Origin of the sequence: uncultured Desulfobulbus sp. (assembly GCF_963662935.2) — a bacterium.
In the GTDB taxonomy this organism is placed as follows: Bacteria; Desulfobacterota; Desulfobulbia; order Desulfobulbales; family Desulfobulbaceae; genus Desulfobulbus.
In genome coordinates, this window is record NZ_CAXXTL010000002.1 from 2,376,875 (window position 1) to 2,402,377 (window position 25,503).

The 25,503-nt window shown below is 53.7% G+C and carries 21 protein-coding genes and 2 pseudogenes; 16 read left to right on the plus strand and 7 right to left on the minus strand.

What is annotated here, in order from left to right; all coding sequences use genetic code 11:
- Positions 1 to 91: 91 nt before the first annotated feature.
- The 5 genes and pseudogenes from arsB (at position 92) to ACHZCX_RS14805 (ending at position 4,799) form a co-directional block, all read left to right on the plus strand.
- Positions 92 to 1,180, plus strand: a complete 1,089-nt coding sequence (gene arsB / locus ACHZCX_RS14785) for an ACR3 family arsenite efflux transporter (protein WP_319587970.1) — start codon at positions 92 to 94, stop codon at positions 1,178 to 1,180.
- Positions 1,161 to 1,602 (plus strand): annotated as a pseudogene (locus ACHZCX_RS14790) (arsenate reductase ArsC). Before arsB ends, ACHZCX_RS14790 begins: the two are co-directional and overlap by 20 nt.
- 53 nt (positions 1,603 to 1,655) lie before the next feature.
- Positions 1,656 to 2,723 (plus strand): annotated as a pseudogene (locus ACHZCX_RS14795) (IS630 family transposase).
- A gap of 211 nt (positions 2,724 to 2,934) precedes the next feature.
- A complete protein-coding gene (locus tag ACHZCX_RS14800) occupies positions 2,935 to 3,648 on the plus strand; it encodes a Bax inhibitor-1/YccA family protein (protein ID WP_319587972.1) in 714 nt (237 codons plus the stop codon).
- Between the two features lie 230 nt (positions 3,649 to 3,878).
- Positions 3,879 to 4,799, plus strand: a complete 921-nt coding sequence (locus ACHZCX_RS14805) for a manganese-dependent inorganic pyrophosphatase (protein ID WP_319587973.1) — start codon at positions 3,879 to 3,881, stop codon at positions 4,797 to 4,799.
- Between the two features lie 69 nt (positions 4,800 to 4,868).
- Here ACHZCX_RS14805 and ACHZCX_RS14810 read toward each other — a convergent pair whose 3' ends face one another.
- From ACHZCX_RS14810 to ACHZCX_RS14820, 3 genes are read right to left on the minus strand one after another with little or no spacing between them, the layout of a single operon-like run.
- Complete coding sequence (locus tag ACHZCX_RS14810; RefSeq protein ID WP_319587974.1) at positions 4,869 to 5,714, minus strand: hypothetical protein; 846 nt, start codon at positions 5,712 to 5,714, stop codon at positions 4,869 to 4,871.
- A gap of 12 nt (positions 5,715 to 5,726) precedes the next feature.
- The gene (locus tag ACHZCX_RS14815) at positions 5,727 to 5,882 is read right to left on the minus strand and encodes a hypothetical protein (RefSeq protein WP_319587975.1); all 156 of its coding nucleotides are present in this window, start codon (positions 5,880 to 5,882) and stop codon (positions 5,727 to 5,729) included.
- Positions 5,857 to 7,227: a replication-associated recombination protein A gene (locus tag ACHZCX_RS14820; RefSeq protein ID WP_319587976.1), complete on the minus strand. Its 1,371-nt coding sequence runs from the start codon at positions 7,225 to 7,227 to the stop codon at positions 5,857 to 5,859. The genes ACHZCX_RS14815 and ACHZCX_RS14820 overlap by 26 nt, the downstream gene beginning before the upstream one ends.
- A gap of 137 nt (positions 7,228 to 7,364) precedes the next feature.
- Here ACHZCX_RS14820 and ACHZCX_RS14825 point away from each other — a divergent pair, with 137 nt between their 5' ends.
- A complete protein-coding gene (locus ACHZCX_RS14825; protein ID WP_319587977.1) occupies positions 7,365 to 8,918 on the plus strand; it encodes an adenylate/guanylate cyclase domain-containing protein in 1,554 nt (517 codons plus the stop codon).
- 21 nt (positions 8,919 to 8,939) lie between these two features.
- Here ACHZCX_RS14825 and ACHZCX_RS14830 read toward each other — a convergent pair whose 3' ends face one another.
- A complete protein-coding gene (locus tag ACHZCX_RS14830; protein WP_319587978.1) occupies positions 8,940 to 9,389 on the minus strand; it encodes a PilZ domain-containing protein in 450 nt (149 codons plus the stop codon).
- 192 nt (positions 9,390 to 9,581) lie between these two features.
- On the opposite strand from ACHZCX_RS14830, the gene ACHZCX_RS14835 reads away from it, so the two are divergent.
- Positions 9,582 to 11,045, plus strand: a complete 1,464-nt coding sequence (locus ACHZCX_RS14835) for an NAD-dependent succinate-semialdehyde dehydrogenase (RefSeq protein ID WP_319587979.1) — start codon at positions 9,582 to 9,584, stop codon at positions 11,043 to 11,045.
- 9 nt (positions 11,046 to 11,054) lie between these two features.
- Here ACHZCX_RS14835 and folE2 read toward each other — a convergent pair whose 3' ends face one another.
- A complete protein-coding gene (gene folE2, locus ACHZCX_RS14840) occupies positions 11,055 to 11,819 on the minus strand; it encodes a GTP cyclohydrolase FolE2 (protein WP_319587980.1) in 765 nt (254 codons plus the stop codon).
- 198 nt (positions 11,820 to 12,017) lie between these two features.
- On the opposite strand from folE2, the gene ACHZCX_RS14845 reads away from it, so the two are divergent.
- The 9 genes from ACHZCX_RS14845 to ACHZCX_RS14885 all read left to right on the plus strand — a co-directional run bounded on the left by ACHZCX_RS14845 (position 12,018) and on the right by ACHZCX_RS14885 (position 22,332).
- Positions 12,018 to 12,398, plus strand: a complete 381-nt coding sequence (locus ACHZCX_RS14845; protein ID WP_394708839.1) for an RNA-binding S4 domain-containing protein — start codon at positions 12,018 to 12,020, stop codon at positions 12,396 to 12,398.
- A gap of 19 nt (positions 12,399 to 12,417) precedes the next feature.
- Positions 12,418 to 13,050, plus strand: a complete 633-nt coding sequence (locus ACHZCX_RS14850; protein ID WP_394708840.1) for an IMP cyclohydrolase — start codon at positions 12,418 to 12,420, stop codon at positions 13,048 to 13,050.
- Positions 13,043 to 13,624 carry a phosphoribosylglycinamide formyltransferase gene (locus ACHZCX_RS14855; RefSeq protein ID WP_394708841.1) on the plus strand — a complete coding sequence of 194 codons (582 nt, stop codon included), beginning with the start codon at positions 13,043 to 13,045 and terminating at the stop codon, positions 13,622 to 13,624. Before ACHZCX_RS14850 ends, ACHZCX_RS14855 begins: the two co-directional genes overlap by 8 nt.
- Entirely contained in the window at positions 13,621 to 14,154 is a 534-nt protein-coding gene (pyrR, locus tag ACHZCX_RS14860) for a bifunctional pyr operon transcriptional regulator/uracil phosphoribosyltransferase PyrR (protein WP_319587984.1), read from the plus strand. The genes ACHZCX_RS14855 and pyrR overlap by 4 nt, the downstream gene beginning before the upstream one ends.
- A gap of 68 nt (positions 14,155 to 14,222) precedes the next feature.
- Positions 14,223 to 15,683: a HAMP domain-containing sensor histidine kinase gene (locus ACHZCX_RS14865; protein ID WP_319587985.1), complete on the plus strand. Its 1,461-nt coding sequence runs from the start codon at positions 14,223 to 14,225 to the stop codon at positions 15,681 to 15,683.
- Positions 15,684 to 15,773: 90 nt separating this feature from the next.
- A complete protein-coding gene (locus ACHZCX_RS14870) occupies positions 15,774 to 18,053 on the plus strand; it encodes a peptidase U32 family protein (RefSeq protein ID WP_319587986.1) in 2,280 nt (759 codons plus the stop codon).
- A gap of 87 nt (positions 18,054 to 18,140) precedes the next feature.
- The gene (msbA, locus tag ACHZCX_RS14875; protein ID WP_319587987.1) at positions 18,141 to 19,889 is read left to right on the plus strand and encodes a lipid A export permease/ATP-binding protein MsbA; all 1,749 of its coding nucleotides are present in this window, start codon (positions 18,141 to 18,143) and stop codon (positions 19,887 to 19,889) included.
- Positions 19,886 to 21,100 carry an O-antigen ligase family protein gene (locus ACHZCX_RS14880; RefSeq protein WP_319587988.1) on the plus strand — a complete coding sequence of 405 codons (1,215 nt, stop codon included), beginning with the start codon at positions 19,886 to 19,888 and terminating at the stop codon, positions 21,098 to 21,100. Before msbA ends, ACHZCX_RS14880 begins: the two co-directional genes overlap by 4 nt.
- A 146-nt stretch (positions 21,101 to 21,246) precedes the next feature.
- Positions 21,247 to 22,332, plus strand: coding sequence for a glycosyltransferase family 9 protein (locus ACHZCX_RS14885; RefSeq protein ID WP_319587989.1), 1,086 nt, complete (start codon positions 21,247 to 21,249; stop codon positions 22,330 to 22,332).
- On the opposite strand, the gene ACHZCX_RS14890 is transcribed toward ACHZCX_RS14885, so the two are convergent.
- Together ACHZCX_RS14890 and pilB are read right to left on the minus strand one after the other, a co-directional pair.
- Entirely contained in the window at positions 22,307 to 23,119 is an 813-nt protein-coding gene (locus ACHZCX_RS14890; RefSeq protein ID WP_319587990.1) for a glycosyltransferase family 2 protein, read from the minus strand. The genes ACHZCX_RS14885 and ACHZCX_RS14890 overlap by 26 nt on opposite strands.
- On the minus strand, positions 23,116 to 25,338 hold the full coding sequence (gene pilB, locus ACHZCX_RS14895; RefSeq protein ID WP_319587991.1) for a type IV-A pilus assembly ATPase PilB: 2,223 nt from the start codon (positions 25,336 to 25,338) through the stop codon (positions 23,116 to 23,118). Before pilB ends, ACHZCX_RS14890 begins: the two co-directional genes overlap by 4 nt.
- Positions 25,339 to 25,503 lie beyond the last annotated feature (165 nt).

Sequence of the window (25,503 nt, forward strand, 5' to 3'; positions counted from 1 at the left end):
CGTTCAAGCGGATTAACATCGCAACCATCAAATGCCCCGCAGGCTTTGCTTCCGGTCATTTCCTGAAATAGTATTCACCAAAGGATTTATTATGAGCCAGCAACCCAAACAACTCGGTTTTCTTGATCGGTTTCTCACCCTGTGGATCTTTCTTGCCATGTTCGCCGGGGTCATGCTCGGCTATACTATCCCCGGCGTGCAGGGCGTGATCAACGCTTTTCAAGTAGGGACCACCAATATTCCCATTGCCATCGGTCTGATCATGATGATGTATCCGCCCCTGGCCAAGGTCAAATACGAGCAGTTGGGGCAGGTGTTCCGCAACGGCAAGGTTCTGTTCCTTTCTCTGATGCAGAACTGGGTGATCGGCCCAGTGCTGATGTTTCTGCTGGCCATCACCTTTCTCTCCGGGCAGCAGCATTACATGGTTGGCCTGATTCTCATCGGCCTGGCCCGTTGTATCGCCATGGTCATTGTCTGGAACGATCTGGCCGACGGCGACACCGAGTACTGCGCGGGCCTGGTGGCCTTCAATTCCATTTTCCAGGTGCTGTTTTTTTCCCTCTACGCCTGGATCTTCATCACCGTCATCCCCGGCTGGTTCGGTCTGACCGGAGCGGTGGTCGATGTCTCCATCGCCGAGATCGCCTGGTCGGTGTTCATCTATCTGGGCATCCCCTTTATCGCCGGCATGCTCAGCCGGTTGATCGGCATCAAGCTGAAGGGCAAGGACTGGTATGAAACGGTGTTTATCCCCCGGATCAGCCCGATGACCCTTATTTTCCTCCTTTTCACTATTCTTGTGATGTTTTCACTCAAGGGTGAGTACATTGTCCAACTGCCCTTTGATGTCCTTCAGATCGCCCTGCCCCTGACCATTTATTTCCTGATGATGTTCGCGGTCTCCTTCTACCTCTCCATGCGTGCCGGGGCGACCTACGAGCAGACCGTCACCCTGAGTTTTACCGCCGCCTCCAACAACTTTGAGTTGGCTATCGCCGTTGCCATCGCCGTGTTCGGCATCAACTCAGGTGAGGCCTTTGCCGCAGTCATCGGCCCTCTGGTCGAGGTGCCGGTACTGATTGGGCTGGTCAATGTGGCCTTGCGGCTGAAACAGAAATATTTCCCCTATGAACGCAACACGCTCGCCGGAGTTTGCCATGTCCGGACGAAGCAATAAGATGGCCATCCTTTTCCTCTGCACCGGCAACTCCTGCCGCAGTCAGATGGCCGAGGGCTGGGCGAGGCACTTGCGGGCGGATGTCATTGCGCCGTATTCGGCCGGCATCGAAAAACACGGGTTGAATCCGTACGCGGTTAGAATCATGGCCGAGGCGGGTATCGATATTTCAAGGCAACGCTCAAAGCTGATTGAAGAATTACCGATTGCGGCTTTCGATTACGTCATTACCCTCTGCGGGCATGCCCATGAAACCTGCTCCTATTTTCCTGGACGGACCGTTCACCGGGGCTTTGCCGATCCCCCTGAACTGGCAAAAAAATGCCTCTTCCGAGGAGGAGGTTCTCCAGGCGTACCGCATGGTCTGCGATCAGATCCGGGAGTTTGTCGAATCCTTGCCTGAAAGTCTCGTCGCGAACTAGTGTCCCGTGCGGTTAATTGGGCATATTTATCAACTTATGTGTTATAGTGCGTCATGCCACGCACACATGAAAACTACACAATTAATGAAGACGAGCAGCGGAGCCTTGAAGCCCTGCTGCGTTCACCTAAAACAGCGCAAAGCCTTGTATTCCGTGCGGAGATCATCCTGCTGACGGCTTCTGGAAAGACAGTTGAGCAAGTGGCAAGCCAGCTCGGGACCACTGCACTGACTGTCTACCGCTGGAGGAAGCGATTCAAAGACCAAGGCCTCACGGGCCTTCAGGATCGTTTTCGAAGTGGTCAACCCAAGAAGCTTCCCAAAGAAGAAGTCAAGGAAGTGCTGAGAATGACTGTGGAATGCATTCCTCGAGAGGCGACTCATTGAAGTGTCCGCCTCATGGCGAAAGCGGCTCATGTCACCACCTGGCAAGTGCGGGAAATATGGAAGGCTGCCGACTTAAAACCCCATCGGCTCAAGACATTCAAAATCAGCAATGATCCACACTTTGCTGAAAAGGTTATAGATGTCGTTGGGCTGTACATGAATCCTCCTGAAAATGCGGTTGTTTTATCCGTTGACGAAAAAACTCAAATTCAGGCATTAGATCGAACCCAACCGATGCTCCCGTTGCGGCCAGGCCAAATTGAACGTCGGACACATGATTATAAGCGAAACGGGACCACCAGCCTTTACGCTGCCTTTGACATTGTAACCGGTAAGGTTATTGGGAGGACGACAGCACGGCACAGGGCAAAAGAATTTCTCGATTTTCTTCGGCAAATAAAAAAAGCAATGCCGTCAGATGTTGACCTCCACGTTATTCTGGACAACAGCAGTACACACAAAACGGTTGAAGTGAAGAAGTGGCTCAAGACCAATCCCCGCTTCAAAATGCATTTTACCCCAACCAGCGCATCATGGCTTAATGCTGTAGAAGGCTGGTTTGGACAGCTGGAACGTCGTTCTCTTTATCGCGGAGTTTTTACCAGTGTCAAAGAACTGAGAAACGAAATCCACCGTTTCATAAGCCCTCATAATTCAAAGACGGCAAAACCTTTCAAGTGGACAAAAAGCGCCGATGGTATCCTTGATAAAGTGGAAAGAGCAAAACAATCATAAAAAACGAGACTAACCGCACGGGACACTAGGCGCTGCAGTTGGTGGCATCGTTTCCGCTGGTATTGCTTGTCACGGCAGGTCGGCAAATGGCGTTTGTAGCCGTGAATTTTTCTTTGCGGAGGGCAAGAGAATATTGCCTTTCCCGCCGAAATGGTTACTCTTTGTCAGAGACACTACATAGACCATTCATACCATGAAGGAGAAAGCTGACATGCAAACGCAGATAGGAACACGTGATATAACCCTGGCTCAGGCAAGGCAGGAGGCCTCGACCATCTTTCTGGCCAAGGTATTCAACTGGATGGCCATCGGGCTTGCCATTACCGGCGGGGTGGCCTTTTTTATTGCCGAGTCGGGCATCGTCAAGACGTTGATAGCCAGCCCGATTTTCTTCATCCTGGTGCTGGCCGAATTAGGCATGGTCTTTTTTCTTTCCGCCCGTATCGATAAACTGCAGCCGGGTACGGCTACCGGACTGTTTGTCGGCTACGCGGTCCTCAATGGCCTGACGTTATCCACCATCTTTTTGGCCTATACCCACGCCTCCATTGCCGCCACATTCCTGGTTACAGCCGGTATGTTCGCGGCCATGGCGGTCTACGGTTTGGTCACCAAGCGGGATCTCTCCGGTATGGGCTCGTTCATGTTTATGGGCCTAATAGGCATCCTGTTGGCGTCGGTCGTCAACATCTTCTTGAAAAGCTCGGGCCTGTACTGGGCGATTTCCGCCATCGGTGTGCTGGTTTTTGTCGGACTGACCGCCTATGACGTCCAGAAGATTAAAAATATGGGCGAGGAGGGCATCATGCAGCAGGGTGAGGGCGCCATCCGCAAAGGAGCCATACTGGGGGCTTTGGCCCTGTATCTGGACTTCATCAATCTGTTCCTGATGCTGCTGCGTTTTTTTGGTGGCAGCCGCGATTAATCAGGCCACCTTTTTCGGGTGTCAAACAAAGGGATCGACAGAGTCGATCCCTTTGTTTTTGGATGAAGAGCCGCTCCTGCCGGGGATTTTTCCTTTTTCTGCTTGACGCTTATAAGTGAACATTATAATGTCGTTCAATTTAATTGTTTCCAGCCGCTCGGGCGGTTTGGGGTGAAGAGAAGCGCACATATTTTATGTGTCATTTATCAAGTTTTGGGAGGTGTTACGTCATGTCTGTTTATGTTATTGGTCACAAAAGTCCGGATACCGATTCTGTTACTGCCGCCATTGCGTATGCTGAATTGATGAAAGCAAAAGGGGAAGATTATATTCCCGCTATGTCAGGAAAGTTGAATCCAGAGACCGAAGTCGTTCTCAAGCAGTTCGGTTTTGCCGCCCCGGAGATCATGACCGACGCCACCGGGAAGAAAGTTGCACTCGTTGATCACAGTGATTTGGCCCAGGCTCCGGATAACCTCAGCGCTGGCGAGGTTGTGGCCGTGGTTGACCATCACAAAATCGGTGATGTGACCACCAACCAGCCCATTTTCTTCTGCAATATGCCGGTCGGCTGCACCTGTACCGTCCTCAAGGTCCTCTATGACCTGGAAGGCGTGGCGGTTGCTCCTAAAGTTGCTGGGATTATGCTCTCCGCCATTCTCAGCGATACCGTCAACTTCAAATCCCCTACCTGTACCCCTGCCGACAAGAAGGCCGTGGCTGAGCTGGCTGCCATCGCCGGCATCAAGGACACCGACGCCATCTTCATGGAGATGCTCAAGGCAAAAAGCGCGGTTGCCGGCGTTCCTGCCATGGAATTGCTGCACCGTGACTACAAGGATTTTGATATGAAGGGCAAGAAGGTTGGCGTTGGCCAGTTGGAGCTTGCCACCCTGGATCAGGTTGCCGATATGCGTGAGGCCCTGTTAGCGGCCATGAAAGAGCAGAAGGGCAGCGAGCGTCATTCGGTTCTGCTGATGCTCACCGACGTTGTCAAGGAAGGCACTGACCTAGTAGTTCTTTCCGACGACCCGGCTCTGATCGAAGGTGCCTTTGGAGCTAAACTTTCCGGCAATTCCATGTGGATTGACGGCATGATGAGCCGCAAGAAACAGACCGTCCCGAATTTGCAGAAGGCTTTCGGCTGCTAAGTCGAGGTTTTTTCTCCGCATAAAAAAAGGCCGCCCTTGGGCGGCCTTTTTTTATTTTGTTTCTATCGGTTACCGTGTTTGTCCGTGCTGCAGTTTATCGATGCTCCGCTGCGTTTGTCTGACCAGTGCCTCGATCTCGGGGTCGCTGACCAGGGACTGCTTGAGTGCGATGAAGCGGTTGGCATAGGTTGACGCCGGTTGATCCTTTTCCCGAACCTGCGGCGACGAGGCCCCTTCGCTCCATTTGCCATGGCCGTTCCAGTCAATATCCATAACGCCCAGATATTTACCTCGAATCTCGGTTTGGGCGATCAGGGTCTTGTTGACAACTGTAGGCGTCATGTTGCCGATGACATGGCCTGCCTGGAAGATCAGGTCGATGGAGCTATGCTTTCGAGCTATCTCCATGTTTTCCGATAAAGCATAGTTCGACAGAAGCAGGATGCAAGTGACATCCTTTTCCATCTTGGCCAAGGCCTCCGGCAGTGTGCTGCGCCAGTCCGCCACCTGAAATTCTCCCGGTTCGTCGGGAAAGGCAGTGTGGTCGGTGAGCGCCAGGATGGCCATCTTGACGCCGCCTACCTGTCGATGGAGCATTGGAGTGAACAAGGGCTGGTGCGAGGCCGGGTCGACGAGGTTGAGTGAAAGCCAGGTGAAGGCCGGTGGTTTCTGAGACTGCCTGAGGAAGGCAAGGCCTGCCGCCAGGTCCTGTGCGCCAATACCGGCAAAAGTGGCGCCCATCTTCTGGTTGGCTTGGAGGACGCCATCGGCGGCAATCTTTGCCGTTTCAGCTGTGCCCGGCTCCAGCCGATCCATTTTAAACAACAGGTTGCCGCCGGTGACAATCAGTGACGGGAGCTGTGGATCGCTGATCAGGCTCTTGATGAGGAAGGCTTTCTTGGACAGACCGCCCAATTTGCCGCTGCCTCAGCCGCAGCCGTCCAGTTCGCCCAGGTTATCGTTGGCATAGATAAGCCGAAATCCCGCAGCGTTGGCCGTTGAGCCGACAAGCAGCGCCAGGATCGGTAAAATCAGGAGGAAGGACAGAATTCGTGGTTTATTCGGTGGTTTTTTTTTGTCCATGTTGTTGTGCTCGTTGTTTGAGGAGGAGTTTCCATTTAGTGAGCCGGTCTTTGATGACCGCCTCGTAGCCGCGGTTGGTTGGTTCATAATAAACGGTGTTGACCAGTTCCGCAGGCAAATGCTCTTGCAGGACAAGGCCGTCACGGTCATCATGGGCATACTGATAGCCCCGGCCGTAACCGATATCCTTCATCAGCGAGGTCGGGGCGTTGCGCAGATGCAGGGGGACCGGCAGTGAACCGGTCCGTTGAATGTCCGCCCGCACCTTGTGATAGCAAACATAGGCGGCGTTGCTTTTGGGGGCCGTGGCCAGGTAGGCAGCGGCCTGGATCAGAGCCAGTTCGCCCTCCGGCGTTCCCAGCATGTGATAGGCCTCCCGGCAGTTGAGAGCGACCTGCAGAGCCTGCGGATCGGCATTGCCGATATCCTCGGAGGCAAAACGAATCATCCGTCGGGCGAGGTAGAGGGGATCTTCGCCTCCGGCCAGCATCCGTCCCAGCCAGTAGACCGCCCCATCCGGGTCGCTGTCGCGCAGACTTTTATGCAGGGCCGAGATGAGATTATAGTGCTCCTCGCCCGAGGCATCATAGCGCAGGGTCTTTTGCTGCAGAGTTTCAAGGATGCAGGTTGTGGAGATGGTCCGCCCCCCGCCCGCGGCCGACTCTTGCCGCCGAAGCGCTTCCAGGGTGAGGGAAGCGGCAGTCTCCAGGTAGTTCAGGGCGCGGCGGCAATCGCCGTCCGCCGCCTCAGTGAGCAGGCGCAGAGCTTGGTCCTCGATATCCAGATGCTGTTCGCCTAATCCGTCAAGGGAGTCGGTCAGTGCCCGTCGGACCACCTGTTGAAGATCCTCGGATCGCAGGGGGGCAAGCAGGAGTACCTGGCACCGGGAGAGCAGGGGAGCGGTAATCTCAAACGAAGGATTTTCCGTCGTGGCCCCGATCAGGGTCAAAAGACCGCTTTCTACATGGGGAAGAAAGGCATCCTGCTGGCTCTTGTTGAAGCGGTGAATCTCGTCAACAAAGAGAATGGTTGGCTTGGGGCTCTGTTCTCGGAGCGATTTTGCTTGTTCAACGATCTGTCGGATTTCCTTGACTCCGGAAAGCACGGCGGAAAAAAAGACGAATTGCGCGGAAATGGCCTGGGCAAGAATGGTGGCCAAGGTTGTTTTTCCGGAACCGGGAGGCCCCCAGAGCACCAGCGAGGGGATGGTGCCGCCGTCGATCAGTTGGCGAAGAAATTTTCCTTGGCCAACCAGATGTTCCTGGCCGACGAAATCCTCCAGGCATCTTGGACGCATCCGCTCGGCAAGCGGTCTATGTGGTGGCTTGTGTTCAGGCATGGTCATTTATACCCCAGTGCGCGGAAAATGGATAGGCACGAGAGGCTATTGCATCCATTTCCGGCCTATTGCTTGCCTTGCCCCCTCCATAATGGTACCATGGAAAGATAAAAAAGATGGAATTCACCCACATGAGAGCTGGCATGCACACTGTTGTTGTTCTCTATACCCCCGACGACCTCCAGGCCGAAGCTATTGTCTCGGCCCTCCCATGGCTGGTGGTGATCCGTTGCCGGGAGGAAGAGGAACTCGAGGCGATTTGCCGCAACCAGGAGTTGTGCCTGGCATTGCTCGTGGATGATCCTCCCCGTGTTGATGGCCGCCGGATTTTTACTGACCTGGGGGCTGCTCAACCTGGGCTTGCCGGTGTACTGTTCTCCTCCACCGTTGACACGGCACTCCTGCATGGGGCACTGGAGGCAGGTTTTTCAGGTTTGGTCGAGCTGCCGGTCAATCCGGTGCACGTCACCCGGGTGGTCAACCAAGCGCTGGAGCGATATAGGCTGCAGCAGGAAAATACCCGGTTACGGACCCTGATTCCCCTGTACAGTCTGGGCGAGCAGTTTGTGGCGGCGTCCACCGAGCAGGAGATTCATGATCTGCTGCTTGATGCGGTCGACCGGCAGACCGGCGCAAGTCACATTTCGGTTATGCTGTATGACCCACATGAAGGCTGCCTCCGTATCGCAGCTTCACGTGGTATGGAGGCCGCCCTGGTGCAATCGATCAGGCTCCAGCCGGGCGACCAGATTGCCGGTTGGGTCTTTCAGCAAGGAAAGCCGGTTCTTCTCAACAAAGAAGATCAGGCCACATCCATCTTCTCACCCCTGCTGCAACAACCAGACATCGTTTCCGCCATTTCATTTCCTCTGAGGATTCGTGAGCGGATACTTGGTGTACTCAATATCAGCCAAAAAAAGACCGATGAACGTTTTTCGGAGGCGGATAACGAGATGCTGAGCATTCTCTGTAGTCAGGCTACCATTGCCCTGGAAAATTTGCGTGCTCGCCTCCAGTTGACGGAAACGACGCGTATGCGGACTCTATTTGAGCAATATGTGGCCCCCGAGGTGGCCGAGCTGCTTCTGGCGCAGAATTCGGATCTGATGGGCTTGGGGGAAATTAAGCAAGTGACGGTGTTGTTTGCCGATATCAGAAATTTTACGCGCCTGGTTCAGCACATCGACCTGCAATCGCTCCGCTCGTTTCTTAACGAATTTTTTCAGTTTTTCACCGAAGAGGTCTTCCAGTACCGGGGGACGGTCGACAAGTTCATGGGCGATGCGGTGCTTGCTGTTTTCGGAGCGCCGGTCAAATTAGATGAGCCGAGTCTGGCAGCGGCACATGCCGCCGTGGCGATCAAAGCGAGATTTGCGGTCCTTCGCGAACAGTGGATGCTTCGGAGTGAGGATTTTCAAAAGGTCGATTTGGGCATTGCCGTAACCAGCGGCACGGTTTTTCTCGGCAATATCGGCTCGACCCGGCGGCTTGATTACACGGTGATCGGCAACGAGGTCAATATCGCCCAACGGTTGGCGGCGGAGGCCTCCGACTGCCGAATTTACGCCACCGATGCGGTGTGCCGTGAGATAGCCGGCCGGTTTGAAGTGGAAGAGTTGGGCGAGATACAGCTTCGAGGCGTTGAACAAAAGACCAGGACCTTCTGTCTCCTTGGAGAAAAAAAGCAGCAGGAGTAAAGAAGGGCCTCGGGAATGGGGTTATCCCTTCTTTTCCAATATCCGGCAATGTCTCTGCCACCAATTGCCCCGTTGTTCCTGATTGTTGCGAAGAGCCGCCCGCATCTCCCGCATCTGGTTTTGTTCTGGATCCTCTGTAAATTCCACCCCCATTTTGAAGGCCCTGATCTCCTGCTGCCGGAATATATCCATCCAGACGGGCAGGGCGATGAGGGTACACGGGTTGATGTCGGGAGGATGATCGATCGTCAGCCGGAGCACGGCATTGTCTACGTCGCGGGTCGAGTAGAAGACGTGAAAATCGTTGTGCATGATCTGGGTCATGAGGAGGCAGGCGCCGTGGGCCGATATATCGATGATCCTCCCGGAAAAAGGACCGGCGAGGACCTGGTCGTCTTTTTGGTCCACCACATGGACCTCCAGGGGGAGAAAATCGGCGATGCGTTCGGATCTGCGGTGTTCAACGTTCATAAGGGCCAAGTCTTTTGCTGAGCGTCTGTTATCGGAGATGAAAAAAGAGTGGCCGTAGTGTATTATGGCTACCTTTATACAGTACCATAGACGAGACTCTACATAAAATTATTTTCAAGCCGGCAGGCAGCAACGGTCTTTTTCCGACACGCTGCCTGTTTTTCTTTGAGGTGCACTCGTGGAGAGGGGGCAATGAAACTACGTCGTCAAGAGCTGTTGCGCTCCCAATGTTATGCGGACGGCAAATGGATGGAAAGTGCGGACGGCAGGCGGATAACGGTTGTCGATCCCTCGACCGGCACGCCCATCGGCTCGGTTCCGGCGTTGGGCAGCAAGGAGATCGCATCCGTTATCCAGGCCGCTCATTGTGCCTGGCCGGCTTGGCGGGCCTTGACCGCCAAAGAACGGGCCCGCCTGCTGCGGCGCTGGTATGACTTGCTGGTTGCCCATCATCAGGATCTGGCGATCATCATGACCATGGAACAGGGCAAGCCGCTGATTGAGGCCAAGGAAGAGGTCTTGTATGGCGCCGGTTATATCGAATGGTATGCCGAGGAGGCCAAGCGGGTGTACGGCGACACTATTCCCATGGGACAGAAGGGCAAGCGGATCATTGTGCTCAAGGAACCGGTGGGGGTCTGTGCCGCCATCACCCCCTGGAATTTCCCCTCGTCGATGATCGCCCGCAAGGCAGCTCCCGCCTTGGCTGCGGGCTGTCCGGTGGTGGTCAAGCCGGCGAGTCAGACTCCGTTTTCCGCCCTGGCCTTGGCTGCCCTCGCCGATGAGGCTGGGATCCCGCCAGGCGTCTTTAATGTGGTCACCGGGCCTGCTGCGGAGATCGGTGCGGAGATGACCGCCAATCCTCTGGTGCGCAAGCTCAGTTTCACCGGTTCAACCGAGGTGGGGAAGATTCTGATGCGCGACTGTGCCGCCACGGTGAAAAAGATTTCGCTGGAACTCGGTGGCCACGCCCCCTTTATCGTCTTTGCCGATGCCGATCTCGATGAGGCGGTTCGCGGGGCAATCGCCTCTAAATATCGTAATTCCGGGCAGACTTGCGTCTGTGCCAATCGATTTTTTGTTCAGGAAGAGGTGTACGAGCAATTTGCCGGCAAGCTGGTTGCGGCGGTGCAGCAGCTGAGGGTCGGGAATGGTTTTGAGGAAGGGGTGCAGCAGGGGCCGTTGATTGATCTTCATGCGGTTGTCAAAATCGAGGAGCAGATCAACGATGCCGTAGCCAAAGGCGCCCGTATTGCCTGCGGCGGCAAGCGGTTGGACTCCGCCGGGTTTTTTTTTGAACCCACGGTGCTGCTCGGCGCCACCCCGGACATGCTGATTGCCAAGGAGGAGACCTTTGGCCCGGTGGCTCCGCTCTTTGCCTTCAAGGAAGACAGCCAGGCCGTGACCCTGGCCAACGATACCCCTTATGGACTGGCTGCCTATTTCTTCAGTCGGGATATCGGCCGTATTTGGCGGACGGCCGAGGCCCTGGAGTACGGCATGGTCGGCATTAACACCGGCAGGATGTCGTCCGAGGCGGCGCCGTTTGGCGGCATCAAGGAGTCGGGGATAGGTCGGGAAGGATCGAAATACGGCATCGAGGAATATTTGGAATTGAAGTATCTCTGCCTCGGCGGTCTGGGAAATCGTTCCTGACCCGGCCCGTCAGTCCCGGATTTTTTTGACAGGTTGTTGCTCCAGATCGCGGCTGTCAACAAAGGCGTAGGCGCTGTGGTTATGGATGGATTCAAAACTTTCGACTCCCACCGAGAACCAGACGATATCGGGATGTTGCATGGCCTTTTGGGCTACCTTACGGGCCACGTCCTCGACAAACATCGGCTGAGCATAGGCCCGTTCGGTCACATATTTTTCGTCGGGCCGTTTGAGCAGGGCATAGACCTCGGAGGAGCCGCAGGTCTCGGCCATGGCGATCAGGTCCTCTAGCCAGATCAGGGCCAGTGACCGGACTGTCAGGGTGATCTCGGCGCGTTGGTTATGGGCGCCGGTCTCGCTGATTTCTTTTGAGCAAGGGCAGAGCGTGGTGACCGGGACCACTATCGTCAAGAGCGGCTCACCGCTCGTTTCCGAGGAGGCGGTGAAGGCGCATTGGTATTCCATCAAGCTGGTTGTGCCGGTGACCGGCGCTTTTTTGGCGATGAAGTAAGGAAAACGCATCTCCAGCCGGGCCTCGTCGGCCTGCAATTGCTCGCGTACCCCGGTCAACAGGGCGGGAAAGATGCCGGAATGGATGTCGGGCAGGAATTGGGCCAGCAGTCCGGTCATGATGCTGACACAGGATTCGAGCCGATCCTGGGGCATCTGCGCCAGCAGATTGATCGTGGCCACGGTTTGCTGGACGCCGCCCCTTTTTTCAGGAATGCGGACGGGGCAGGTGAAGTTGTTGATACCGACGGATTGGAGCGACATGAGCAGGTCTCGAAGAGGGTGAGAGTGCCCCTTACCCGATTTCGTCGGGATCGGCAATACCCTTGAGAATGGATGGCCGGTGAGTCAGGCAGGATGCTCTGGTCGCATGGAGGTGTGTCCGCGCCTCTTTAACTTTGTTTGATCGATCAGGAAAACTGTGGTATTTTGACACGATAAAAAGGGCCGTAAATGTCGAACATGGAAAATGTGCGGATTGACAAATGGCTCTGGGCTGCCCGATTTTTCAAAACCCGCTCTTTGGCGGCTCAGGCGGCAAGCGGTGGTCATGTGGCGCTCAACGGCAACAAGGTCAAGCCGGCGAGGGTGGTGCAGGTCGGCGACATGCTCGAGATCCGGCAGGGATTATTCGAGTACACAGTCCGGATCCTGGCGTTAAGTGAACACCGTGGCCCGGCGGCGGTCGCTCGCACCTTATATGAGGAAACCGAGGCCTCGCTGGCCAAGCGCGAACAGGCGCAGGCCGAACGAAAGGCCTTGAACCTGCAAGGCAACCAACCCGATCGTCGGCCGGATAAGCATGAGCGGCGGAAGATCCGTCAATTTTTAAAAAAAGAATAAGGTGAGAAGGGGGAAGATGATGAGACGAGTGGAACGAGCGCTGATCAGCCTGACTGATAAATCGGGGTGTGAGGGGTTTGCCGGAGCGCTTGCCGCCATGGGAATCGAAATTCTTTCCACAGGCGGCACGGCCCAGAAGTTGCGTGCCAGCGGCCTTAAGGTAACGGATGTGTCGGAGTTTACCGGTTTTCCCGAGATGCTCGACGGCCGGGTCAAAACCCTGCACCCCTTGGTTCACGGCGGTATCCTCAATCAGCGCGAGAATGCTGACCACCAAAGACAATGCCGGCAGCACGGCATCAAGCCCATCGACATCGTTGCCGTCAACCTCTACGCCTTTGCTCAAACCGTGGCGGACCCGGGCTGTACTCTGGCGGATGCCATTGAGAATATTGATATCGGCGGGCCGACGTTGTTGCGCGCCTCGGCAAAAAATTTCCAGGACGTCACCGTGATCGTTGATCCGGCCGATTACCCCCAGGTGCTGTCCGAGTTGCAGGCTCGAGGCAATACCACCCTGGCCACCCGCTTTCGTCTTGCCCGCAAGGTCTTCGAGTTGACCTCCACTTACGATACCGCCATCGCCCAGTGGCTGCGGATAGTCGATCCGGCGGTCGACCCCTATTTTTCCGGAGCCGATGATCATGCGTAAGATGGCGGTACTGCTTTCGGGCAGCGGCAGGACGCTCGATAATTTTCATGAACGAATAGGTGCCGGCACCCTGCAGGCTGAAATACAGGTGGTGATCTCCAACGTATCCGGCGTGCTGGGCTTGGAAAAGGCCGAGCGGTACGGTTATCCTGCCTTCTACGCGAGAAACAACGACGAAATCAACCGGATATTGGCTGGCTACGACATCGATCTCATTGCCCTGGCCGGATATCTGAAGCTCTACACCCCTCCCGAAACATTGAGCCGCTCGGTGCTCAATATACATCCCGCTCTCATTCCCTCTTTCTGCGGCGAGGGCTACTATGGGCATCATGTCCATGAGGCGGTGAAGGCGAGGGGCTGTACGGTGAGCGGCTGCACCGTTCATTTTGCCGACGAGTCTTACGATCAGGGGCCGATCGTCCTGCAGCGATGTGTGGGGCTGGAGGACAGCGACACCCCGGATGATATCGCCGCCAGGGTTTTTGCGGTGGAATGCGAGGTGTTTCCCGAGGCGATCAACCTGGTGGATGCAAAGGGCGTCGACTATTTCTGGAACAGGGTGAAGATATGACGGCACGGACCATTATGATGGGCAGGGACATCGAGCGCAGCCTGGATCGAATCAGTCTGGAGATTGTCGAACGCAACCACGGTGTGGCCGATCTCTCGATCATCGGTATCCATACCGGCGGCGTCTTTTTGGCGCAACGGATCAAGCGGCAAATCGAGGAGCGGGAAGAGGTGACCCTGCCTGCGGGTAACCTGGACATCACCCTGTACCGGGACGATTGGAGTCTCATTTCCCAGAACCCGATCGTCCGCAAATCGGATATCGGTTTTCTCCTGGAAGATAAACGGGTCATCCTGGTGGATGATGTGATCTTTACCGGCCGGACCATTCGCGCCGCCATGGATGCGATCATGGATTATGGCCGGCCCCTGTCGATCCAACTGGCGGTGCTGATCGACCGAGGTGGGCGGGAATTGCCGATTCAACCTGATTATATAGGCATGACCGTCGGCGTGGCCCCCAATGAACGGGTGGATGTTTTGCTCGCCGAGAAGAATGCCCGCGATGCGGTGATTCTTTCCCAGCGATGAGCCTGAAAGCAGTGCATGCTTGTGATCAGCGCGACCGATGATTCCCAATCCTGAATTCTTTTCAGCCCATGAATGAGCAAACGGCCACTCCTCCCATCCCTTCGGACCTCGAAGCGGTTTGCCAGCGCATCCGCGAGAAGGCGGAGAGTTATGCACAGTATAACTTCTCCCAGGGACGGAATGATTTCCTCAAAGCGTTTTTCGAGCTCGCCCAAGAATACGATTCCCTCGACGATTTTTACCGGATCTGTGTTTCCGTGCCCCTTGCCCTGGTTGGTGTCTCCAGTGCTCTGTACCTCTGCCAGGGGCAGAATCACGAATTGCAACTGGTCTGTTCCAGCGAGCAGGGAGTGTTACCGGAACCGAAATCTGCCGGTTACCCGATCCAGATGCATGAGGCGCCCTACGAGTTGGCCGGGTCGTACGTTATCCCCGTTTTCAGCAAGCAGCCTTATGACCAGAAGGAGAATGATGACCGTTACCCGGAGCGGCAGGTGAAGTTGTGGGATGATTTACATGGATTATGCGGCGGCGGCCGGATTTTGGGGATGTTTGAGGTCCGGCGGAAGGAGGGGCTGACCGAAGCCGATAAATTTTTCTTTTTTAAATACGCCAACCGGATCGGATATAATCTCGATAACCGGTTGATTGCCCGGCAGAATATCGACCGATTGAAGTTTATCAACACTCTGGTGATCGATATTGAGCACAACATAATTGTACCCAATATGTATTTTCGGCATCTGTTCAATCAACTCAAAAAGAAAATCAACCTGGTTGATGAATTGAAACGGGAAATGACCGCAACACAGGGGGCAGCGTTGCCCTCAGGGCGGTGCGAGCAATGTTTCGCTAAATTGCAGACACTGCAGGATGACTTGTTTAAATATTATCAGGAAATCGTTAAGCATCACGCCAATATGAGTCTCTTTATCGAGAGCCTGTTTCGGCGGGAACATTTTGAGCGGGGCCATCTGGTGCTCCATCCTAAACGTTGTTTTGTCGAAAAAGAGGTGATCATTCCCCAGTTGGAGCATTATATCAGCCGGTTGAAAGCAGCCAATGTCACCATCGACCGGCCGCAGAACATGCATGAGGAAGAGTTTCCGATTCTGGTCGACATCGGCCTGCTGGCCCAGGTCTATGCCAACCTTTTTTCCAATGCCGCCAAGTACACCCGGGAAATCATCGACCATCAGGGCAGACCGCGCAAGGCCATGGCCTATGGCCGGGAAATTGTCGATAATTTTCCGTGTCCAGGGAAAAAGGGAATTAAATTCAATGTGTTTACCACCGGTCCCAACATGTCTGTGGAGCAGGGTGTTAAGCTCTTCCAGGAGGGCATGCGCGGTGATGACAGTTTGAATGTCCCCGGAACCGGTCATGGATTGTCGTTTATCCGGTTGGTTGTTGAAATGCATGGCGGCAGTGTTGGTTATGATCCGACCCCCGAGGGCAATAATTTTTATTTTATTTTGCCTCTACCGCCCATGGATTACCCTCTAGCCCTTTGCCTACCCACCGAGTAGGTTCACCCCGCAATATTCTTGCGGCGCTGTTCCGGAACGTAGTTTTTCCAGGTGCCGCATCCTTAAGGTTTTTGTTCTGAACAATCATTAATGACAATCATTGAATCGTTCACTCCCCTTCGTTTGACCATGGAACTGCTGGCGCCGGCCGGCACCTTGTCGGCCTTTGAGGCCGCGCTGGATGAAGGAGCCGATGCTGTCTACATCGGCGCACCAGGTCTGAATGCGCGAGCGTTGGCGCGGGACTTCAGCTTTAACGAGATCGCGGCCATGACCGGCCATGCTCATGCTAAGGGAAAAAAACTGTATGTGGCCATGAACAGCCTGATGAAGGAGGACGAGGTGCGCCTCGCTCTGGAGACGCTGCTCAGGCTGGCTCGAATCGGGCCTGATGCCTTAATCATTCAGGATCTGGGGATACTCTATCTGGTTCGCCGGTTTTTTCCGGAATTAAAAGTGCATGCTTCGACCCTGATGACCGTGAACAATTCGATAGCCGCTAACTACCTCAAGGGGCTGGGTTTTGAACGCATTGTTCTTGCCCGCGAACTCAGTCTGGAGGAGATTCGGACCATTCGCCACCGTAGCGATGTGGCACTGGAGATCTTTATCCACGGGGCTATGTGCTTTAGTTATTCCGGTCTTTGCCGCTTCTCCAGTCTGCATGGCGGCAAATCGAGCCTGCGCGGACAGTGTGTCCAACCCTGTCGTCGCCGCTATGAGTGGCTGCCCTCGGGCAAGCGCTTAATCGGCGGTCAAAGCGGCAAGGGCGGCGGGTACCAGTTTTCTATGAACGATCTCAGCGGCATCGATTATCTGGCCGAAGCGCGGGAGGCTGGGGTGGTCAGCCTAAAGATCGAAGGGCGGCTCAAATCGGTGGCCTATGTTCGCAATACGGTCCGTGCCTATCGTCTGGCCCTCCAGGCTCTTGATGCGGCTCCGGAGCAGAGGGCGGGAATGCTCGAAGAGGCCCATCGGCACCTTGACGCAGCCATGGGGCGGAAACGATCTTCGGGTTTCTTCATTGCCGGCAGTGAGGACAAGCTGATTATTCCCAAGCTTTCCGGTAGCACCGGCGAGGTTATCGGCAAGGTGATCCGGTTGGAGGAGACCAAGGGACCTCGGGCAGTGCGGGCTGTTTCCTTGCAGGTAACGCTGCAGTCAGCGATTAAGCTGGGCGATCGGCTGCGCTTGTACGAGGAGCGGACCGGCGATCGCAAGAGCTTTACCCTGCGTTCCTTGGAGATCAAGGGCAGAAAGGTTGACCAGGCGAGTGCGGGGCAGACGGTGACGATCTGGCCGGCAGATATTGAACCGGGGAGTCTGCGCCAACCCTTCCATGGGATTCTTTTTCGGGTTGATGTCAGCGGGCGGTCGGAAAGAAAAGATTCGGCCTTGATGCGCAGTGCAGCGCACCTGCAGCTGCCTCCACCCGATCCTGCGACACTGGAGAAACTGCTGTCGGCTCTTGCCATGGGGAGTGGAAATAAGTCGGATGCGGGCAGGCGAGTTTCCGGCCGGCGGCAATCCGGCCAAGGAAACTTGGGTCGTGAGCGAACCGTTTCGCCGGAATGGTGGCTCAAGGTGCAGTCGCTGGAAGCGCTGGCGCAACGCTATCCATTCACGGTCGCCAAGGTGCTGCTTGATCTCAACAAACGTAATGTCCAGCATTTTCTCCAGTCCCGTCAAGGGAACAAATCCAGGCAGCCATTGCTCGTCTGGGCCTTGCCGCCCATTCTTGGTGAAGAGCAGCTTCCCTGGTATCGCGATGCCGTGCAGCAGCTCCGTCTCCATGGGGCGGAGCATTTTCAGGTCAGCCATATTGGACAGATTGCCATGTTTGCCGGAGCAGGGCCCGAAAAAAATCTTGCTTTATACGGGGATTTTACCTGCAACGTGCTGAATAGCGCCGCCTTGCGGATGTACGCGACAAGCGGATTGTCCGGTGTGCAGTTTTCCCTGGAGACCGATAAGGTGACCCTTGCCGCTGCTTTGGCGCATTTTCCCCGTTCAGCGGGCTCCCCAGAGGGGAAGGGGATGAAGGTCGGGCTGTATGTGTATGGACGGCCGCCACTTTTTTCTGCGCGGTTGGATGCGCCACACTTTCAAGGGCAACGGACCTTTGTCAGTCCGCGCGGCGAACGGTTTTATCTCGACCGCCGGGCTGAAACCCTGTATGCCTTTTCCCACACAACTTTTTCCTTACTGCAACATGCCAATGAATTGAAGCACATGGGGATTGATTACCTCGTTGTTGATGTCAGCCACGGCCAACCGAAAAAGGAGTGTGGCGAGGTCACCACCCTGCTCAGCGGTCGAGGTGAATTACCCTTTGTTTTTTCCGGCAACTATGCTGGTACACTGTCGTGAAATAGGGTAAAAGCGGGTCCTGGGAAAGCCGGCACCCTGTTTTTTTGTGCTTGTTTCGGCGTTTTTTGAATAAATCAAAATATTTACATGAACAATAAAACCCTTTTTTCGAAACTTCTGGTGGTTCTGCGGCCATATCATGCGAAATTATTGCTTGCGATGGTTGGTATGATTGCTGTGGGAGGGTTTAATGCCCTTCAGGCCTATATGGTAAAACCCCTGCTTGATGAGATTTTTTTTAACCGGAACGCCCACCTGCTTAACCTGCTGCCCTTAGGCCTTCTCCTGATCTTTTTTATCAAGGGTATTTTCTACTTCGTTTATTCGTATCTACTGGAAAAGGTCGGGCAGAGCGTCATTCGTGATTTGCGGAATAAAATTTACGCCCATCTGCATGATTTGCCGCTCAGCTTTTTCCACAAGCATCCCACGGGCGAGTTGATTTCACGAATAATCAATGACGTTAGTATGCTGCAATCGTCGATTTCCCATGCGCTTATCCGCATGCTTCGCGATTTTTTTTCCGTGATTGGTTTGCTCGCCGTTATTTTTTATATGGATTGGCGACTGGCTTTGGTCTCACTGCTTTTTCTTCCTATGGCGGCGGTCCCTATTGTTATTTTCGGCAAGAAGTTCAGAAAAATAAGCACAACGTATCAGACAAAAATTGGCGAGGCGACCAGCCAGCTGCATGAAACCATCGCCGGGGTGCGGATCGTGAAGGCTTTTGGCATGGAATGGTTTGAAAAAAGACGTTTTGCCAAGAAGATGCAGGGTGTCATGGATACCCTGATGCTGGAGACCCGCTATAGCTGTCTTTCCCACCCCATGATTGAATTTCTCGGTGGCATCGGCATCGCAATGATCATCTGGTTTGGTGGCGGACAGGTCCTTCAGGGGCATTCGACCCCGGGAGCCTTCATGTCTTTTCTCACCGCATTGATTATGCTCTATGAGCCGTTGAAGGGCGTTAGTAAAATTAACACCACCATTCAGCAGGGGCTGGCTGCGTCAACACGGATATTTTCCCTCCTTGCCCTTCGTCCGGAAATTAGTGAGGCAACCGATGCCCTTGAATTACCTCCTTTTAGCCAGAGCATTACCTTTTCTGATGTCAGTTTCCAGTATGAAGAGAATCCGCCGGTGATTAAGCATCTCAATCTTCGGGTGAACCGGGGCGAAGTCCTGGCTGTGGTGGGTCCGAGCGGCAGCGGTAAGACGACTCTGGCTAACCTGATTCCACGATTTTACGAGATCAGTCAAGGAGAGCTGCGGATCGATGATATCGATATCCGGCAGGTTACCTTTGCCTCTCTTCGTCGGCAAATGGCTCTGGTTACCCAGCAGACTATTCTCTTTAATGACACGGTCCGCAATAACATCGCCTATGGCCGCGACGATTGCCCGGAGGATAAAATCATCGAGGCGGCCCGGTCCGCCTATGCCTTAGATTTTATTCAGGAGTTGCCCCAGGGTTTTGAGACTGTCATCGGTGAGGCAGGCGCTCGGCTGTCCGGTGGCCAGCAACAACGAATTTCCATAGCCCGCGCCTTGCTCAAAGATGCGCCAATTCTGATTCTTGATGAGGCGACCTCTGCTCTTGATACCGAATCGGAACGGGAAGTGCAAAAAGCTTTGGAGAATTTGATGCAGAACCGAACAACTATTATTATAGCTCATCGTCTATCAACGATTCAAAACGCCGATCGAATTATCGTCCTCAAGGATGGGCAACTAGTTGAGGAGGGGAGCCATAGAGAGTTGCTTGCTCTTGGGGGCGACTATAGCGCATTGTACCATTTGCAGTTTTCCGGAGATTCTGCAGAACAAATATGAACGTATATGGTCAGGAAATAGCGCAAATTAACTTTTGTTTGCTTCTCTTGCTGGCTTTTTGCCTGCCTCTTTCGACCTCGGCCGTCAGTGTGACCGCTCTTCTGATTATGGTCTGCTGGTTGATCGAAGGAGGGTTCCGTGAAAAATTCCAGGAGATTGTTGCCAGTCCGATCTGCATTGCTGTGCTTGTGTATGTGGGCGTGTTGATAGTCGGGTTATGCTGGAGTGACTCTCTTCCAGATGGGTTGGGAGCCATCAAGAAGCAGTGGAAGGTCCTCTTGGTACCCATTTTTTTGACTACCATTCGTTGGGAACGGCGCTGGTGGTATGTCACGGCATTCGTAGCCGGGGTGACTGTTACCATGCTTCTCATCTTTCTGGATTATTTTCAACTGTTACAGGTAATCGACCTCTCTAGTCCCGACCTCCATTTTCGCACAGAGACAGTTCAGCTGAGTTATGCGCCAATGCTGGCGTTCACCATCTACCTCCTGTTGCATCAGCTTCTATGGAGTGAAGTGAAAGGTTTGCAATGGTGGAGTTTGTCTATATTCACCGTCCTGCTGGTGGTCAATATGTTTATCACCAGGGGACGCGCAGGATATGCCGCCTTCTTCGCGCTACTCACGCTGTTATTGTTTCAATATTTTCGTCGGAATGTGTTGAAGGCTTTTCTTCTTGTGGTAGTGATGTTACCGCTCCTTTTCTTTACCGCCTATCATTTTAGCCCTGTTTTTCAGGGGCGAATGGACGCGATTCGACAAGATCTAGAGACGCTTAATGAAAATACGGAGACTCCTGTTGGACAACGGTTACATTATTGGCAAGTTTCATGGGCGATTATCAAGGAATCTCCGTGGGGTGGTGTCGGAACCGGAGATTTCTCCCGTGCATATATTGAGATGAACAATAGGTTGTCTCCTACTATTTTGCCTACAAATAACCCCCACAATCAATATATTTTCGCAACCGCTCAACTTGGTGTATTGGGTTTGCTGAGTTTGCTTGGACTTCTTGTCGCCCATTTCTATCAGGCTGCCCGAATGACCGATGGGCTGGAGCGCATTCGTATTGCTTTCCCCTTGTTTTTTATGGTGATTATGTGTTTTGAGTCCTATCTCAATCTGAGTGGGACTGGCTTTTTGTTTTCCTTATTGAGCGCAATTCTTTTTAAAAATGCACCGAGGCATCTTGAAGGTGTTCCTTTATAGGGTGAAGACGCTTCCATTCATACACATTAAAGTAGTGTGCAGTCTTCAAAAGCATTGGCGCATACTCTCTTGCTTTTCGTGGTGGAAGGAGCCGCGGCCTTATTGGAACAGGCTGGGAGCAAGCGCTACGCCGTATGGGTTCGGGAATGGATAAGGATCTTAGCGGTAAACGTATCTTGTTCGTCAAGCAAAGTTCGCTTGGTGATATTGTTCACACTTTTCCGGTGATCCATGCTTTCAAACGCTGCTATCCCTCGTGCCGTATCGGTTGGGTCGTGGAGCAGGCTTTTGCAACATTTGTAGCTCAAGATCCAGCTGTTGATGCGGTTTATCCCATCCATATTCCCTCGACCAGCAACCCGGATTCGAAAAAAGTTGCATATTTCCAGGCGCTCACGGCCACCTTCGGCGTTTTGAACAGATTGCACACCGCGTTTCAAAAGGATCCGTATGATTTGATTTTTGATCTTCATGCTTCTTTTCGCAGTGGCCTTTTTTCCTGGATGAATTCCGGGGGCGTACGGGTAGGGTTTAGCGATGCTCGGGAATTGAATACCTTGTTTCAGAAGCACTTGGTCAAGGTGAAGTCAGGATCGATGCATGCGGTTGAGAAAAATTTATTGTTTTGTTCATTTTTTGGATGCGAACCAGTTGCCGATGACTTTTTCCTCGTCACAAGCCAAACCGACGATCAACAGGCAGGAGCTTTTTTAACGGCCTCCGGGGTGCATCCGGGGCAGCCCTTTGTTTACATTAATCCAACTGCCCGTTGGCAATCGAAGTTTTGGATTAGGTCAAGGTGGGGTGAACTCTGCGATCGGCTTGAGGCAGCTGGTGTGCGCACAATTTTTGGCGGGAGCAAGGATGATCGTGCGTATATCACCGACATTACGGGGCAGATGACAAGTTCCGCCCTTGTTGCCGCGGGTTGTTTGAATCTGACGGAATCAGTGGCGCTGATGAAAAGAGCTGCCGTGTATGTCGGCGTAGATACGGGGCCAATGCACATAGCCGCCATGGCTGGAATTCCGGTGGTCGCGTTGTTTGGTCCCACGCATCCTGAGAGGGTTGGGCCGTATGGGGTGAAAAATGCAGTGATTCAGGCGGAAAATCTTGATTGTCTTTGTTGCCGAAAAAGGGCCTGCGATCATCAAAGCTGCATGCGGGGTATTGCCGTTTCGACTGTTTATGATCGGGTCATGGCCTTCATGGAGCCTGTTGCTGCTCAATAACTGGTTGGAGGGGGGGAGAAGCTGGCGGGGTCCAATTGGCTTGGAGTTCGTGTAATTTAGCGTATTTGTAGAACGTTCCTTCGAAATTGTAGAAAGCGATGATGAATCCCGGCCAACCGTCCATGAGGCCCCGTTTGAGAAAATACATGTGAAAAAAGGACCAGAGGCCATGCCCTAAGGCTGTCCAGAGTGAGCAATTCCGGCGACCGCTCAGGGCAAGCTTTTCGGCACCCAGCGTCGAATACTTATTCGCCTTGTGGATAAGTTCCTCAAGTCTCTTGAACGGAAACTGCCAGATTGCATTATGCAGGTAAGCGACCGGCCGTTCGGTGACAACGGTGAATTCTTCATGCACCGGATCGTTTTTAAACACCAAAGCGCCCTTTTTAAAGAGCTGTGGTTGGCGATAATCGGGGTAGAAACCGGAATAACGGATCCAGCGGCCCATGAAAAAATTTCGGCGGGGGACGTAGTAGGCGTCAGCCTGCGGATACTGCAGGCAGGTGAAAATTTCATCCCTGACCTCGGGTGTACAGCGCTCATCAGAATCCAACGAAAAGATCCACTCATGGGAGCAGGCTGCCATGGCCTGATTACGAAGGTCGCCGAAACCTTGAAAAGGAATTTGGACCACCCGAGCTCCCAACTGTTCTGCCAAGGCAACGGTGTTGTCCTGGCTGTACGAATCGGCTACAACGATTTCATCAGCCCACAGGACGGAGTTGATAGCATCGCAGATTTTATCGGCCTCGTTATAGGCAATGATGTAGACGGAAATTTTCTTCATGCTTGGCGGACAACCTGAGACGGACGAGCTTTATTGGCGCTGGCGAGTTGCACGACGATACGATCGGTTTTATGCAATCGCTCTACCAAAGTCCGAAACAGATACTTGGAGACCTCTGGGTATTTTTCAATAAGCTCCGCCAGCTTGTTTCCCGGATAACGTTTGATCGTGCACCGGCCCACCGAAATGATTGATGCTGACCGCGGCTCCTCCAGAATGGCAGCCATTTCCCCGAAGTACTCGCCCGGTTCAGTGATTTCCGCAATCTTTTTTCCGGAACGGAGCACGGCTACCTTACCCCTGATCAGTTTGAAGAAATCTTTATCCTTGTTACCTTCCTGGATAACAACATCTCCGTCCTCGTACTCCTCAACATCCGGGTTGACCAGATAAGCCGGCAGGCTGTCTTCATGGGCTACGGTGCGTTTCAGGACCTCTTCCAGGCTGGTGACACCTTCGCGGGCTTTTTGCAATCCGGCTTCGCGCAGGGTAAACATCCCCTCCTGCATGGCAACTTTACGGAGTTGCTCTTCGGACACCTCGGCCTGGATGGCCTCGGCCACTGCTTCGGTGACCTCCATGAGTTCGAAAAAACCGACCCGTCCCCGGTAGCCTAAACCGTTGCATTCTGGGCATCCTTTGGCCTTGAACAGATTCAGCTCGTCCAGTTCGCTTTCCTTAAAACCGGCAGCCAGCAGAGTATGGTGCTCATATTGAGCTGGAGTTTTGCATTTCAAGCACAGTTTTCTGGCCAGACGCTGGGAAAGCACCATGGTGAGCGAGGAGGCCAGGATATAAGATGGGATGCCAATATCCACCATACGGCTGACCGTGGCCGGTGAATCGTTGGTGTGCAGGGTCGAAAAAACCAGGTGGCCGGTCATGGCGGCCTTCATGGCAATTTCCGCGGTTTCGATATCCCGGATCTCGCCGACCATGATGATGTCCGGGTCCTGGCGGAGAAAGGCCTTCAACGCCGCGGCAAAGGTCATCCCCACTTCGGCGTTGACGTTGACCTGATTGATGCCTTTGAAGTTAAATTCGACCGGGTCTTCCGCAGTCAAAATTTTGATGTCCTCGGTGTTCAGCGAGTTCAGGGCGGAATATAGCGTAACCGTCTTGCCCGACCCGGTTGGTCCGGTTACCAAAAGCAAGCCTTGCGGGCGCTCCAGGCAACGTCTCAGGGCGGCAAAGGTTTCCACGGTGAAGCCGAGTTTGGTCAGGTCGACGTTGAGAGAGTCCTTGTCAAGGATACGAAGAACGATGCCTTCACCGTAGAGGAGCGGCAAGGTGGAAACCCGGAAATCAACCGCCTTGTTCCGGCCCAGGCGGATTTTGATGCGGCCGTCCTGGGGAACACGCCGTTCGGTGATATTGAGGCCTGCAAGAATCTTCATGCGGGCGGCCATGGCGTTTTTAATGGTCAGCGGCAGGTTCATCGATTTGAACAGAGCGCCATCCTTCCGATAGCGGACCTGCATGGTCTTTTCAAACGGCTCAATGTGAATGTCGCTGACACCATCTTGGACCGCTTTCACCAGGATGCCGTTGACCAATTTAATGATAGGCGCATCCGAGGCGGAAAATTGCTCAAAGCCGCCTTCTTCGGCCCCACCGCTCTCGATTTCAAAATCCTCGGCGGCATCGGAAACCAGGGCGCCAAAGTCATCGACCTGGGTGACGGTTTCTTCCTCGCCCTCTGGTTCGAATTTAAAGAAGGACTGATGCTCTTCGTCGCTGATATGATAGTATTTTTTATACGCCTCTATGATATCCTTTGCGGTTGAGACGCAGACATTAAGATTCTTCTGGACAAGATCCTGCAGTTGCTCGACATCCAGAGTGTCGGTGGGTTCCGCCATGGTCACTTGCAGGGTGTTGCCTGCAAGTCGCAGAGGAAAGGCCATGAAACGTTTGGCGGTTTCGTAGGGGAGTAGGCTTAGGGCTTCTTTGCTCGGTGGTTCCTGTTCGATGGCAACCAGAGTATAGTTGTGCATCCTGCTGAGGAAATTGGCGATGGTGTCGCGTTCAATCGCACCGCTTTCGAGAAGGATCCGGCCTAGTCGTTCTCCGGTTCTCTTCTGGGCGACCTTGGCTTCCTCAAACTGGGTTAACGTTATGTAGCCAGCTTTGCTCAGCAGTTCGCCGATTTTCAGTTTGCCCGCTCCTGACTGGTCTTTGACCGTCCTTTTCATGGAGCTTTTGTGGGCGTCTGTCATTTGTTGTCCTAGTTTGAGAGCCATTTGTGTGGTGAGGTCCCCGGAATAAAATAGAAGGTATTTTTTCGGTATTGTACAACAAATGAAAGAGCGGGTCAAAAAAGAACAAGATTTTTAAGGAATGGTGATTGCCAGAGATAAAAAGTTGGTCAGTATCCTCCCTGT